General features: G+C 63.3%; 15 protein-coding genes. 6 read left to right on the top strand and 9 right to left on the bottom strand.

The genetic code is table 11. The annotated features are described in order from the left end of the window. Positions 1-22 precede the first annotated feature (22 nt). Positions 23-1147, bottom strand: coding sequence for a porin (locus EJ074_RS13535; protein WP_095806655.1), 1125 nt, complete (start codon positions 1145-1147; stop codon positions 23-25). Between the two features lie 375 nt (positions 1148-1522). Next, complete coding sequence (locus EJ074_RS13530) at positions 1523-2227, bottom strand: antitoxin Xre/MbcA/ParS toxin-binding domain-containing protein (RefSeq protein ID WP_095806654.1); 705 nt, start codon at positions 2225-2227, stop codon at positions 1523-1525. Between the two features lie 297 nt (positions 2228-2524). On the opposite strand from EJ074_RS13530, the gene EJ074_RS13525 reads away from it, so the two are divergent. Beyond that, a complete protein-coding gene (locus EJ074_RS13525) occupies positions 2525-2728 on the top strand; it encodes a hypothetical protein (protein WP_095806653.1) in 204 nt (67 codons plus the stop codon). Positions 2729-2892: 164 nt separating this feature from the next. Here the strand turns inward: EJ074_RS13525 and EJ074_RS13520 are convergent, their stop codons facing one another. Further along, complete coding sequence (locus tag EJ074_RS13520) at positions 2893-3885, bottom strand: adenosine kinase (protein WP_095806652.1); 993 nt, start codon at positions 3883-3885, stop codon at positions 2893-2895. Between the two features lie 269 nt (positions 3886-4154). Between EJ074_RS13520 and EJ074_RS13515 the strand changes: the two genes are divergently transcribed. Continuing rightward, positions 4155-5057: an EamA family transporter gene (locus EJ074_RS13515; RefSeq protein ID WP_095806651.1), complete on the top strand. Its 903-nt coding sequence runs from the start codon at positions 4155-4157 to the stop codon at positions 5055-5057. A gap of 71 nt (positions 5058-5128) precedes the next feature. Continuing rightward, on the top strand, positions 5129-5824 hold the full coding sequence (locus EJ074_RS13510) for a sulfate transporter family protein (RefSeq protein WP_095806788.1): 696 nt from the start codon (positions 5129-5131) through the stop codon (positions 5822-5824). On the opposite strand, the gene EJ074_RS13505 is transcribed toward EJ074_RS13510, so the two are convergent. From EJ074_RS13505 to EJ074_RS13485, 5 genes are all read right to left on the bottom strand, one after another. Continuing rightward, positions 5821-6633: an oxaloacetate decarboxylase gene (locus EJ074_RS13505; RefSeq protein WP_095806650.1), complete on the bottom strand. Its 813-nt coding sequence runs from the start codon at positions 6631-6633 to the stop codon at positions 5821-5823. The two genes, EJ074_RS13510 and EJ074_RS13505, sit on opposite strands and share 4 nt — an antisense overlap. A gap of 76 nt (positions 6634-6709) precedes the next feature. Next, entirely contained in the window at positions 6710-7534 is an 825-nt protein-coding gene (locus EJ074_RS13500) for a hypothetical protein (protein WP_095806649.1), read from the bottom strand. 64 nt (positions 7535-7598) lie between these two features. Beyond that, a complete protein-coding gene (locus tag EJ074_RS13495; RefSeq protein ID WP_095806648.1) occupies positions 7599-8270 on the bottom strand; it encodes an HAD family phosphatase in 672 nt (223 codons plus the stop codon). After that, the gene (dut, locus tag EJ074_RS13490; RefSeq protein ID WP_095806647.1) at positions 8270-8755 is read right to left on the bottom strand and encodes a dUTP diphosphatase; all 486 of its coding nucleotides are present in this window, start codon (positions 8753-8755) and stop codon (positions 8270-8272) included. Before dut ends, EJ074_RS13495 begins: the two co-directional genes overlap by 1 nt. Positions 8756-8839: 84 nt before the next feature. Further along, the gene (locus EJ074_RS13485; RefSeq protein WP_095806646.1) at positions 8840-9310 is read right to left on the bottom strand and encodes an Lrp/AsnC family transcriptional regulator; all 471 of its coding nucleotides are present in this window, start codon (positions 9308-9310) and stop codon (positions 8840-8842) included. 115 nt (positions 9311-9425) lie between these two features. On the opposite strand from EJ074_RS13485, the gene EJ074_RS13480 reads away from it, so the two are divergent. From EJ074_RS13480 to EJ074_RS13470, 3 genes are all read left to right on the top strand, one after another. Beyond that, entirely contained in the window at positions 9426-9683 is a 258-nt protein-coding gene (locus tag EJ074_RS13480; RefSeq protein WP_095806787.1) for a DUF6356 family protein, read from the top strand. 13 nt (positions 9684-9696) lie between these two features. Further along, complete coding sequence (locus tag EJ074_RS13475; protein ID WP_095806645.1) at positions 9697-10497, top strand: class II glutamine amidotransferase; 801 nt, start codon at positions 9697-9699, stop codon at positions 10495-10497. 164 nt (positions 10498-10661) lie between these two features. Then, positions 10662-11462, top strand: a complete 801-nt coding sequence (locus EJ074_RS13470; protein WP_095806786.1) for a class II glutamine amidotransferase — start codon at positions 10662-10664, stop codon at positions 11460-11462. 46 nt (positions 11463-11508) lie between these two features. Here EJ074_RS13470 and EJ074_RS13465 read toward each other — a convergent pair whose 3' ends face one another. After that, positions 11509-12582: an FAD-binding oxidoreductase gene (locus EJ074_RS13465; RefSeq protein WP_095806644.1), complete on the bottom strand. Its 1074-nt coding sequence runs from the start codon at positions 12580-12582 to the stop codon at positions 11509-11511. Positions 12583-12612 lie beyond the last annotated feature (30 nt).

The following is a 12612-nucleotide window of genomic DNA, read 5'->3' as shown; positions in this document are numbered from 1 at the left end:
TCCGTTTGAGATCGTAGAGCGATCAGAACGAGCGCTGGAAGCGCAGGATGCCGCCGATATTGTTTTCCTTATCGGCTTTGGTGAAATTGGTGACGGTGTCTTCGCCAACGTGCAGATAGTCGACTTCGGCGGTGACCTTGAGACCCTTGACGATTTCATAGGCAATGTTCGCCGCGACGCCGAAATTCTTGCCTTCGTCATAGGAAAGCTGGGCGTTGAACGAGGTCTTCTCGTTGATGGTATAGGTGCCGCCGCCCCACACCGCCCAGTTGCCGCTCCACTGCTTGTAGAAGCCGCGACCGTGGGCATCCACGACGTTGCCTGCATCATCGTTGAGGTTGTCGTCGGTGCCGTAGCCGCCCATGATGAACAACGACAAGTTGTCCACCGGCTTGACGTCCAAGCGAACCTTGCCGGCCACCTCTTCGTAGTTGCTGTCATAGGCAACGACGCCGGTGATGGCGCCCCAGCCCTGTGTGTACTTCACGCCGCCGACCACATGCGGAACATAGCTGTCGATCGTGCCAACAGTGCCGGAGCCTTCTTCGAGCGAGACGACGGCCGAGAAGCCGTTACCTGCGTCGAAATAGTACTGCACGACGTTGGTGTCGAAATCGCCATAGGGAACCAGCGTATCCTGGATGACGCTGCCGGCGTAGCCGATGAACGTGTCGAAGGCGGATTCGTCCTTACCGACGCGGAGGCCACCGAGCTGGATCCAGGCGAACTTGACCGAGACACCCTTGTCGAAAGCAACATCGCTAGTTGCGCTGTTGCCAAAGTTGAAGCGCATTTCGGTGTAGGTCTTCAAGGTGCCGAGTTCGGTCTCCTGGCCGGTCCAGGTCTTGAAGGTGAAGCGGGTATTCTTCTTCCAAGTGTCCTGGACATCGCCGTCCTGGCGATCGGTCGCATGAGCACCGTCGAACGAGCCAATATCGCCAGCGCCGATGTCATAGCGGACATAGCCGCCGATGCGCAGGCAGGTCTCGGTGCCGGGGATGTAGAAATAACCCGCGCCGTAAACGTCGCAGATCTTGACATATTCGGCCGGTTCCGGCTCTGCGACGGTGACCGCGTCGGCGGCGTGGGCACCGGAAACTGCGATCAGCGCCGCAGCGGAGCCGAGAAGAAGGCTCTTGATGTTCATTTTCTTGAATCTCCAGTCAAAGGTTCAAGACAGGTTTCAGCATGCCCCACAGGCTCTGCCACCCCGTCCCCATCGATGAAAAAGCCGCGCACCCCAGCGCTTCTTCTTCGCGTTCGACATGGCGCAATTGAGTGTCGCGTACAACATAGATTGTGCCTGAAAACAGACTTTTCGAACCTTACAAAAGTCTTGTTGCACAAATATCACGTCATGTATTTGAGATATTGGCACATATTGTACAAAATATACGGTCAGCACAGGCAGTTAAGCAGAAAATGTGCCGGACGTGCCAAATATGATAGTTTTATGACAGAAAGTGATCTCGCTAAAATATTGATACGCTATGCGGACTGAAGGCAGCGAACCGTTTTCAAATCAGGTTTGGGAAACGCTTCGGGAAACGCGGACCACGTCCTCGATCATGTCGTCGCGGAGCAAGTCGATGGGAATACGGCCGTCGAGTTCGGGCGAAGGTCGGGTCAGCCAGAACCAGGCCAGCCTCGGATTGGTGATTGCCGCCAGCACCTCGCCTATGCCCGGTGCCGGCCTGCCGTCGACGAACTGAGCCAGCGGGAAAACATGCTTGCTGGCGCCCTTGCGCAAAGCAACGACTTCGCCCCGCCTTTGCCAGCGGTGCAGCGTCGAACGCGGTATGCCGAATTTCTCCTCAAGAAAGGTCGATCCGGCAACCTCACCGGCCCAGTCCTCTATCAGCATCGCCTGGAAGTCTGAAACCCGCACGGGTATTTGCGGGAACCCAGGCTGTCCTGGCGCCGGCGGCGGGGTTTCGTTGGCACAATGCGTATCAGCCGCACCGCCGCTCCTTTCCGCAATCGTCTGCAAGAACTCGGAGACAAGCGCGGTCCAGCCGCCCTTGAAGGATGTGATCGTGAGTTGCTCCGCCTGCGGGAGGAAGGGAAGCGCGGCCGCAACGCCGCCGGCGATCGCGCCGGCCGCAACCAGGACTTCGATATCGAGCAGCAAGCCATGTTGCATCAATGCCTGTTGCACAGCCTTGGCCACCAGCCGCGCCAGGGCGTGTTGCGAAATGCCTTCAGGCGGATTCTGAAATCTGGTCATGCATCTGCCTTGCGCGACGCGCTTCTCTGCCCAACTGCCACGGTAGAACGGCTACAAGGGAAAGCGGCAATCGCAATGGCAACGGACACAGTGTCCGGACAGGTCTCTGTCTAGCATTTCTCGGCACCCCAATTGCTGCGGGCGCTCCCAAATGTCAGCCACGCCAGCCCCAAAAGTGCCTTAGGTGCGGTCTATGACAGTCACGCGACAAGGCATGATGGATGTGCGCGGTAAGCACGCTTGAACGAATGACCGGAATGCGCGATTGTCATCCGCCCCCGTTAACACAGGTGAACGATGAACCGCAGGGACAAAGCGTCACCTTTCGTGCCAACTGAAATCCACGTCGGCACTGTGAAGGATGACAAGGGCGCTCTCGGCATCCTGTCGATCCATACAACCGAAGGCCTTTTGGATATCGCGCTCGACCTTCACGCCGCCGATGCCATCGTGAATGCGATTGGCGCTATCAGGTCGAAGTTGGCACTTGTCGGAGGCTAAGAAAACGCCCGGCTGAAACCGGGCAGGAGGTCTTTCTCAGGAGCCGATCGGATCAACGTATTCGGCATCGCTAATGTACGGCATGTTCATGACAGCCGGATGAAGCAATCCAATCAAACTGAACCACTGCCGACGGCCGCCGTCGGTTTGATGCGTGTCGGCGATTAAAGCAGCCCCGCCTGCTCGGCCTCGCGGCGCAAATTCTGCCTGGGCCTCGGCCCGATCTGCTGGATCACCAGCCCGGCGGCCAGCGAGCCGAGATCGCCGCAATCCTTGAGGCTGCGCCCGGCCGTGTAGCCATAGAGGAAGCCGGCGGCGTAGAGGTCGCCGGCGCCGGTCGTGTCGACCAATTCCTTGATGGTGGTCGCCTGGATGGTCACGGTCTCCTCGCCGCGCACGATCACGGACCCTTTCTCGGACCGCGTAACGGCGGCGATCTTGCAATCCTTGCGGATGGCGGCGAGTGCGTCCTCGAACGACGACGTCTGGTAGAGCGACTTGATCTCGTGGCTGTTGGCGAAGACGATGTCGACGGTGCCCGAGCGCATCAATTCCAGGAACTCGTCGCGGTAGCGATCGACGCAGAAGGAGTCCGACAGCGTCATCGACACTTCGCGCCCGGCGGCATGCGCCAGCTTCGCCGTCTGCCGGATCGCTTCCTTGGCGCGCGGCGGATCCCACAGATAACCCTCGAAATAGGTCACCTTGGCGCCGGCCGCCTTGTCGGCCTCGACGTCCTCCGGGCCAAGCTCGACGCAGGCACCGAGATAAGTGTTCATCGAACGCTCACCGTCCGGCGTGACGAAGATCATCGAACGCGCTGTCGGCGGCTCGCCCTTGAGCGGCCTGGTGTCGAAGGCCACGCCCTGGGCATGGATATCGTGGATGTAGATGTCGCCGAGCGCGTCGTTCGACACCTTGCCGAAGAAGGCGGCGCGGCCGCCGAAGCTGGCGACGCCTGCTGCCGTATTGCCGGCGCTGCCGCCGGAGGCCTCGATCGCCGGCCCCATGCGGCTGTAAAGCAGCTCGGCGCGCCGGGTGTCGATGAGGTTCATCGCGCCCTTGACGATGCCGTTGGTTTCGAGAAAGGCCTCGTCGCACTGCGCGATGATGTCGACAATGGCATTGCCGATGCAAAGCACGTCATATTCCGGCATCAATATCTCCGCCTGGGAACCCGCCGGCTTTCTGCCACGCCGGCCGGGCGCGGGTCTAGCGGGTCGCAGCCACTTTGCCTACCAAAATCGGCAGCCTTTCCGCTATGCGCGCTTTCCCTCATCACGGCCATCGCCCTGCCTGACTTTTCGCGTCTAACTGGACCATATCGGCCACACCCGCGGCGACTATGGTTGCATCCACATCGAAACATCTCCGTTTAGCCTTGAGCTACAAGCGGACCGATCCAAGTTTGCGAGGCGCGCCGGCAATGCCGACAAAGACGAATATGAGCACTGAACTGGCGCTGCTTGGCCTGCTGGCGGTGTTGTGGGGCGCCTCCTACACCTTCATCAAGATCGGCGTCGAGACGATCCCGCCGGTGACCTTCATCGCGGGCCGCACCTTGATCGCCGGAGCCATTCTGCTTGGCCTCATCCGCTGGCGCGGCCTTGCCATGCCCCGCGACGCCGTCAACTGGCGCCGCTTCATGTTCCAGGCCTGCCTGAACAGCGTCGTCCCGTTCACGTTGATCGCCGCCGCCGAACGCTCGATCGATGCCGGCCTCGCCACCATCCTCAACGCGACATCGCCGATCTTCACCTTCCTGCTGACCGCGCTCATCACCCGTCACGAACCGGTGACGCTGCGCAAGCTGATCGGCGTCGGCGCCGGTATCGCGGGCATATGCCTGATCGTCGGCACCGAGGCGCTCGGCGGTCTTGGCCATCAGCTCTGGGCGCAGCTTGCCGTCATCGCCGCCACCGTCAGCTATGCGGGGGCGGCCATTTTTGGACGCAATTTCAGGGGGCTCGATCCGATGCTCCCGGCGGCCGGCTCGATGATCTGCGGCGCGGTGATCCTGATACCGTTGAGCCTTGTCTTCGACCGGCCGTGGACACTGGCGCCCTCGACCGCATCGGTCCTCGCCCTCTTCGGCCTGTCGGTTTTCTCCACCGCGCTCGCCTTCTCGATCTTCTTCCGGCTTATCCACACGCTCGGCTCGGTCGGCACCACGTCGCAGGCTTATCTGCGCGTGCCGATCGGCGTCGGCATCGGCGCCGTCTTCCTCGGCGAAAGCCTTGGTCCGACGGCCTGGCTTGGCATGGGCTTCGTCGTCGCTGGCGTAGCCGCCATGACCATCCCGGCCCGGCAAGCCAAGCTTGCCCAGTAGAGCCTGGTCTTGTGACCGGGTTGGTCTGCGCCTATCTCGGAGACGTTCGATATCAGGACCTGGAAACCGCCGTGATCCTCGACGCCGCCCGCGCCGCCGCCAGCCGGCTGTTCTCGCCCGAATTCCGATCGGTCTTTCTGAAAACGCTTGGGCTGACCTTGCTGGCGCTGGCCGCGCTTTGGTTCGCGATCAGCAGCCTGTTCGAATGGCTGGCGCTGCCGTGGATCGATGCGCTGCTGCCTGGCCTGCCGGCCTGGGCGGGACTGCTTGGTCTCATCGTTGCCGGCATCGGCCTTGCACTGGGCTTGGCGCTGCTCATAGCGCCGGTCACCGCCATCATCGCCGGCTTGTTCCTCGACGATGTCGCCGACGTCGTCGAGCGCACCGACTATCCCGGCGATCCGCCCGGCCGTGCCGTGCCGGCGCTGCGCTCGCTGGTGCTGGCGGTAAAATTCTTCGGCGTGGTTATCCTCGGCAACATCGTCGCGCTGCTGTTGCTCCTGGTGCCGGGCATCAACATCGCCGCCTTCTTCGTCGTCAACGGCTATCTGCTGGGGCGCGAGTTCTTCGAATTCGCCGCCATGCGCTTTCGTCCCGAGGCCGATGCGAAGGCTCTGCGCCGCAAATATGCCGGCACGGTGTTTCTGGCCGGACTGGTCGTAGCTGCCTTCCTTGCCGTGCCGCTGCTCAATCTTTTGACACCGCTTTTTGCCGCCGCCCTGATGGTGCATCTGCACAAGGCTGTTTCCGCGCGGGAGCCGGTCTAGTCCTGCTCGGCAGCCCCCTCGCGGAACAGCGCCTGCAGCTTGCCGAACGGCATCGCGGCGCGGGTGAAGCCGAAGGTGCCGTCCTGCTGGATCTCGCGCGCCGCCGTCTCCAGCATGCCGAAGGCGAAGTTGGTCAGCCAGGGGCCGAGCGACACGCGCCTGACGCCGGCCGCAGCCAGGTCGGCGACGGTGAAGCTGGGCCGCGCCATCACATTGACCGGCCTCGTCACCGCCGAGCAGACCGTGCGCACCATCTCGACGTCGCTCAAGCCCGGCGCATAGAGCACGTCGGCGCCTGCCTTCTCGAAGGCCTGCAGCCGCCTGATCGTGTCGTCGAGATCGGTCCTGCCCCACAGAAAATTCTCGGCCCGCGCGGTGAAGACGAAATCATGCTTCAGGGCACGCGCCGCCTCGACGGCCGCGGCGACGCGTTCGACCGCATGCGAGAAATCATAGATCGGATTGTCCGGATCGCCGGTGTGGTCCTCGATCGAGCAGCCGGCCAGGCCGGCGGCTTCGGCCGCGAAGATGGTTTCGGCGGCCTGCTCGGCGCTGTCGCCCTTGCCGCGTTCGAGGTCGGCGGACACCGGCAGGTCGGTCGCCGCGGTCACGTCGCGGCAATGGTGGATCATCGCTTCGAAGGTCACCCCACCATCGGGCAGGCCGCGCGAGAAGGCGAAGCCGGCGCTGGTTGTGGCCAGCGCCTTGAAGCCGAAGGAGGCGAGAAGCTTGGTGGTGCCAACATCCCAGGGATTGGGCATGACGAAGGTGGAGGCATGCAGGTCACGAAAAATCTTGCCCTTGTCCATGGCGGTCCTCAAATCATGATCAGGCTTCGGGGAATTTATCGCGGGCGCCCGGTCCGGGCAAACGAATGCCTTCGGCTCAGAAGCGTTTCTCGTTCTCTGCTGACAAACGCTCGAACGCGTCGGAATCCGCCTTGTAGTGCGAGGCAGCCTTGTCCCAGCGATAGGTGACGGAAATATCGTGCGAGGCAGCCTTGGGGGGCGTGTCGTCGCAGCTTTCGTCGCTTGGCTCGGTCGCGTCCGTCACCGTGACCTTGATCGCTGCATAGGGCCGCTTCTTCGCGTTCGTCTGGAAGGCGAGGCTTTGCGTGCGCCTGTAGGCGCAGTAATTCTCGTCGAACGTATAGATTGCGTCGATCAGTTCGAAGCGGTCCTCCCGGACCATGATCAGCAGCGTGCCGACATAGCCCTGGTTCGAATTGAAATGCGTGCTCATCGTGACGATGGCATCGTCGCCGGCGCCGAGCGGGAGCTTGGCCGGCTCGCGGAAGGAGGTGCTCCTGTCGACTGCGACGTTCGCGGCGTCGAGCAGTCTCGGCTTGCCCGAGAGATCATAGAGCGCCAGCACGGCGAAACCCTCGGCACTGTCGGACGACTGGCCCAGGTCGTAGAGCATCACCAGCCGGTCCTTGCCGCCGGCCCAGATGGTGAGCACCGCAGCGGCCGGCATTGCGGCCGGGGGCGGCGAGCCGCCTTCGTCACCGCCGGTGATATGGCGGATCTGGACCGGCTGGCTGCCGCCGTCCGGCACGATCATCTTCGCCAGGTCGAGATAGGTCACGTCCGGGTGGCCGGGAATGGCGGCGCCGGGTTCCGGAAAGCTGACGGCCTGCGCTCCCGCCACCGTCCATAGACATGGCAGCAGCACGCAGGCAAGCACGAGACGCGACAATATGGAATTCATGAAAAGCGTCCCTCCGATACGCCCACTCTAGCTCGGAGCTTTGCGGCGCTCAGCCGGTCGGCGATCAGTGGATCGGCACCAGTCCGGCGAGCTCGCGCATGTCGTCGAACAGGATGCCGCCGGCTTCGGCCAGTCCATCGCGGTCGGACAACGGATCGGCATGATAGGAGAACACGCGCATTCCGGCTGCGATGCCGGCCTGGGTGCCTGCGACGCTGTCTTCGATGACGATGCAGTCGGCCGGCGCGAAGCCCATCGTCGAGGCGGCATGGAGGAAGAGGTCTGGAAACGGCTTGCCGCGCCCGACCATGGTCGAGGAGAACATGGCGTGTTCGAACAGCGGCAAAAGCCCGGTCTGGCCGAGCGTGATGTGCATCTTCGAGACCCGCGCCGAGGAAGCGACGCAGTAGGCGATTCCGGCGGCCCGCACCTTGTCGACGAACTCGCGCACATAAGGGATCGCCTCGACGCCATGCGCGAACAGATCAGGCAGCCCCGCATTCCAGCGGTCGACGAAATCCGCGCCGAGCCTGGCGTCGGTCTCCTCTTCGATTTGCTTCTGAACCGAAGCCATGCTGCGGCCGGAGAAATGCTTGCGGCAATGTTCGAAAGTGGTCGCAAAGCCGGCTTCGCAAAGCCATTCGGCAAGGCGGCGGTTGGCGAGATTCTCGGTATCGACCAGAACCCCATCGCAGTCGAAGATGACCAGCTTTGTCAGAGACCGTGCTGCAGACATCAAGCGGTGCCGGTCGATCCGAAACCGCCGGAGCCGCGCGCCGTGCCGCCGGCAAGCGCGCGCTCTTCGACCCCGACCTGCGTGACCGCGGCAAAGACGATCTGGCCGATGCGCATGCCCCGCGTCACCGCGAAGTCCTCGTCGCCGAGATTGATCAGCAGCACCTTCACCTCGCCGCGATAGTCGCTGTCGATGGTGCCGGGCGTGTTGAGGACGGTGAGGCCATGCTTGAAAGCAAGGCCGGAACGCGGCCGGACCTGGCCCTCCATGCCTTCCGGAATTTCCAGGATCAATCCTGTCGGGACCAGCGCACGTTTTCCCGGCAGGATCAGCAAGGGCCGGTCCTCCGGCACCGCGGCACGCAGATCCATTCCGGCGGCGCCAGTGCTTTCATAGGCCGGCAGCGGCAGGCCTTCGCCATGCGGGAGCCTGACGAAACCGACTGTTGGGCCGATGACGGAGGAAGGATGGACGGCTGTGCGCATGAGCCCACTCCTATCTGCGCGAATGCCGGTCCAGTCAACTCGACCGCAGCGCTATCAACGGCTTTCTTTCGAAGCGGTTCCGCGTCAGCGCAGTTCCACCGGAACGACGGTCGTCTCCTTGATCTCCTCCATGACGAAGGAAGCCGAGACATCCGACAGCGCCACCTTGGCGATCAGCCGCTGGTAGAGCCGATCATAGGCTTTGACGTCGGCGACGCGGGCCCTGAGCACGTAATCGAGGTCGCCGGACATGCGATAGACGCCGGTGATCTCGGCAAAGCCGGTCACCGCGGCGCGGAATTTCTGCAGCCAGTCGGGATCATGGTTGGAGGTGCGGATCAGGATGAAGACGGAAAGGCCGAGCCCGACCTTGTCGGCATCGAGCAGCGCCACGCGCCCGGTGATGACGCCATCCTCCTCCAGCCGCTTGACGCGCCGCCAGCAGGCGTTGCGCGACAACGCCACCCGCTCCGACAGCTGGTCGACGGAAAGCGTGCCGTCGCGTTGCAGCTCTGCCAGCAATCTTCGATCGATCTCATCGATTTCGACGGTCATGGTGGGATGAATGTCCCAAAAGGTGGCAAAATACAACGACAATCTAGGACCGATGAACCTTCGTCTCATGGCAAGCTACCCAGAATCGGGGCTCATCCCGGCAGGAGGAACCACCATGACGACACGGCTTACCGCGCTCTTCACCGCTCACCCCGAGAAGGTTGGCGAGACCTATTTCGGCCACATGGCCTTTGCCGCCTGGTTCTGTTCCCGCCTGTCGCTGGCCGCAGGCGCTGCCCTCGTTCACGCTTTCTTGCCATTTCTGTTCGAGACTACGGCCAGCCGAATCGTTCGCGAGCTCTATGAGCGCACGCACAACAGAGGCTCACACGCGGTGAAGGAGCCGGGGGCTCTCTTGGACCGCGCCCGATAGATGGTGGAATGCGATGTGCCGGTGGGCGGCCTATCTCGGTGAAGCGGTCTTCCTCGAAGACATCGTCACCGCGCCTTGCCATTCGCTGATCGCCCAGAGCCACTGCGCCCAGGAGGCCAAGTCGCCGACCAATGGCGACGGCTTCGGCCTGGCCTGGTACGGCGATCGTCCCGAGCCCGGGCTTTATCGCGACATTCTGCCGGCCTGGTCCGATCCCAACCTGAAAAGCCTCTGCCGGCAGATCAAATCCGGCCTGTTCCTGGCCCATGTGCGCGCCTCCACCGGCGGCGCCACCAGCCGCATGAACTGCCACCCCTTCGTCTCCGGCCGCTGGTCGTTCATGCATAACGGGCAGATCGGCAGTTTCGAGAAGATCCGCCGCGCGCTGGAGAATTCGCTCTCCGACGCCGTCTTCGACCAGCGCGAGGGCACCACCGATTCAGAGCTCTTTTTTCTCCTGATGATCGACGAGGGCCTGTCGTCCGAGCCGCAGGGCGCGGCGTCGCGGGCGGCGAGCCGCGTCATCGAGGCTTCGCGCCGCGCCGGCCTCGAGCCGTCCCTGAAACTCACCGCAGCCTTCTCGGACGGCCAGGCGCTCCATGCCGTGCGCTATGCGACCGACGATCACGCGCCGACGCTCTACACCTCACTCTTCCGCAAGGGCGGAGGCCGCTGCATCGTCTCCGAGCCCTTCGACCGCGAAGGTGGCGACTGGCAGGCGATCCCGCCGTCGAGCTTCGTCACCATGACCAGGGATGGCACCAATATTCGGCCGTTCGCGCCTGCAGCGAGCAAGCTGGCACTGGTCAGCTAAGCAGGTATCGACTTCAAAGCCCGGCGATCGACGGCGGCCCGTCTTCCGGCGGTTTCAACCAAGGCATCAGCAAAACATAAGCGCGGCGTAAGGACGCCAAACCGTCCCTCTGTCATCTGTGCGTCTCACGAGCGGCGACAACGTACGAAGAGAGGATGACAACCATGTGCAGATGGGCTGCCTATCTCGGCGAACCGATCTTCCTGGAAGAGATCGTCGCGGCACCCTCCCACTCCCTGATCGTCCAAAGCCATCGGGCCATGGAGGCGAAATCGCCAACCAATGCCGACGGCTTCGGCGTGGCCTGGTACGGCGACCGGCCGGAGCCCGGCCTCTATAGGGACATCCTGCCGGCCTGGTCCGATTCCAATCTCAAAAGTCTTGGCCGGCTGATAAAATCGGGCTTGTTTCTTGCCCATGTGCGCGCCTCGACCGGCGGCGCCACCAGCCGCATGAACTGCCATCCTTTCGTTTCCGGCCGCTGGTCGTTCATGCACAACGGCCAGATCGGGGGCTTCGAGAAGATCCGCCGTGCACTGGAGAATTCTCTCTCGGACGATTTGTTCGACCAGCTCGAAGGCACGACCGATTCCGAATTATTCTTTCGCTTGATGATCGGCGAGGATCTGTCGCAGGACCCGCATGGCGCGGCTTCCCGCGTCGCCGGCCTCGTTCTCGAGGCTTCGCGCCGCGCCGGCATCGAGCCGTCCCTGAAACTGACCGCCGCCTTCAGCGATGGAAAGGCGCTTCACGCGGTGCGCTACGCCACCGGCGATCAAGCCCCGACGCTCTATACCGCGGCCTTCGCCAAAGGCGTCGGCCGCTGCATCGTCTCCGAGCCGTTCGACCGCGATGGCCGCATTTGGCACGAGATCCCACAGTCGAGTTTCGTAACGATGACCAGGGACAGCACCAGTATCCGGCCGTTTGCGCCTGCTACGCCTCAGTTGGCGCTCGCGGGTTAAAGTCCCTCTGGCCGTCGTCGTACCGACGGTTTCCGGCCGGCAGCGGCTACTGGGTGAAGCGCGACATCGCATAAGGCGTCAGCAGCGCATCGCGCTCGCCGTAGAGGATCTCGCGGGCAGCAAACAATCCCACGGCGGGCGCCAGCGTAATCCCGGAATGGGTGACGGCCAGATAGAGACCGCCGACATTGTCGGCGCGGCTGACGATCGGGAACCCGTCGGCCGGAGTGGGCCGGTAGCCGATCGTGTGGAAGCCGAACTCCAGTCCTTCGGCGCCGCGCAGCATTGCCTTCATTGCCCCGAACAGCTCGCGCGCGGTGGTCTCCGGGTCCTCGCCCGGCGCGCCGCCGCCGAAATCCGAACCGGCGATGATGCGTCCCTCGGCCGTCTGGCGCATATGCAGATGCTCGGCGAGCACCAGCCCGTTGAGCAGCTTCGTATATGGACGCGAATGGACGATAAGACCGGGCGGCGTTGCGATCGGCAGCTTGATGCCGGCTGTCGCCGCAATTTCCGGGGCGCCGGTGCCGGCGGCAATCACCACCTCGTCGGCCGTGAGGGCTTGGCCGGAAACCATGACTCCCGTGACTTTGCCGTCGGACAGCGCCAGCGCATCCACGGTCCCGGCAACGACCCGCGCGCCGCGTCGTTCGGCATCGGACAGCAGCGCCTTTGTTGCCGCGACCGGCTCGGCTACGCCTTCTTCGGCGACATGGAGGGCCAGATCGGGAAGTTCGGCGATATTGGGCTCGATCCGCGCCGCCTGCTCGCGGCCGAGCCGCTCAATGCCGTAACCCCAGGAGGCGTGCTCGGTCGCGTAGGCTTCGAGTTTGTCTGTCGGCAGGCTCAAGCACAGGCTGCCGCACCAGGCGAGCGGCAGTTCTGGCAGTTCGCGCGCCAGACGCCGCCATTCCGCCATGGCCCGGATGCGCAGCCGGAAATAGGGTTCAGGATTGCCCCAGCAGGCATTGATCCAGGCGAAGGAATTCGGAGTCGCGACACCGCCGGCGCCGCTTTCGGAAACGACTGTTACGCTCGCGCCGGCCTTCGCCAGATGCCAGGCGATCGATGCGCCGATGATACCGGCGCCGATGACGATGACTTGTTTTGCGCTGCTCATGCTCAGGCCTTGGGCGGGACTGTTTCCCGT

Origin of the sequence: Mesorhizobium sp. M3A.F.Ca.ET.080.04.2.1, assembly GCF_003952525.1 — a bacterium.
Classification (GTDB): Bacteria; Pseudomonadota; Alphaproteobacteria; order Rhizobiales; family Rhizobiaceae; genus Mesorhizobium.
This window is presented reverse-complemented; position numbering and strand designations above follow the sequence as displayed.

Coding starts and splice junctions, on each gene's coding strand:
- EJ074_RS13535 (WP_095806655.1), bottom strand. CDS start 1,147: ATGAACATCAAGAGCCTTCTTCTCGGCTCCGCTGCGGCGCTGATCGCA.
- EJ074_RS13530 (WP_095806654.1), bottom strand. CDS start 2,227: ATGACCAGATTTCAGAATCCGCCTGAAGGCATTTCGCAACACGCCCTG.
- EJ074_RS13525 (WP_095806653.1), top strand. CDS start 2,525: ATGAACCGCAGGGACAAAGCGTCACCTTTCGTGCCAACTGAAATCCAC.
- EJ074_RS13520 (WP_095806652.1), bottom strand. CDS start 3,885: ATGCCGGAATATGACGTGCTTTGCATCGGCAATGCCATTGTCGACATC.
- EJ074_RS13515 (WP_095806651.1), top strand. CDS start 4,155: ATGCCGACAAAGACGAATATGAGCACTGAACTGGCGCTGCTTGGCCTG.
- EJ074_RS13505 (WP_095806650.1), bottom strand. CDS start 6,633: ATGGACAAGGGCAAGATTTTTCGTGACCTGCATGCCTCCACCTTCGTC.
- EJ074_RS13500 (WP_095806649.1), bottom strand. CDS start 7,534: ATGAATTCCATATTGTCGCGTCTCGTGCTTGCCTGCGTGCTGCTGCCA.
- EJ074_RS13495 (WP_095806648.1), bottom strand. CDS start 8,270: ATGTCTGCAGCACGGTCTCTGACAAAGCTGGTCATCTTCGACTGCGAT.
- dut (WP_095806647.1), bottom strand. CDS start 8,755: ATGCGCACAGCCGTCCATCCTTCCTCCGTCATCGGCCCAACAGTCGGT.
- EJ074_RS13485 (WP_095806646.1), bottom strand. CDS start 9,310: ATGACCGTCGAAATCGATGAGATCGATCGAAGATTGCTGGCAGAGCTG.
- EJ074_RS13480 (WP_095806787.1), top strand. CDS start 9,426: ATGACGACACGGCTTACCGCGCTCTTCACCGCTCACCCCGAGAAGGTT.
- EJ074_RS13475 (WP_095806645.1), top strand. CDS start 9,697: ATGTGCCGGTGGGCGGCCTATCTCGGTGAAGCGGTCTTCCTCGAAGAC.
- EJ074_RS13470 (WP_095806786.1), top strand. CDS start 10,662: ATGTGCAGATGGGCTGCCTATCTCGGCGAACCGATCTTCCTGGAAGAG.
- EJ074_RS13465 (WP_095806644.1), bottom strand. CDS start 12,582: ATGAGCAGCGCAAAACAAGTCATCGTCATCGGCGCCGGTATCATCGGC.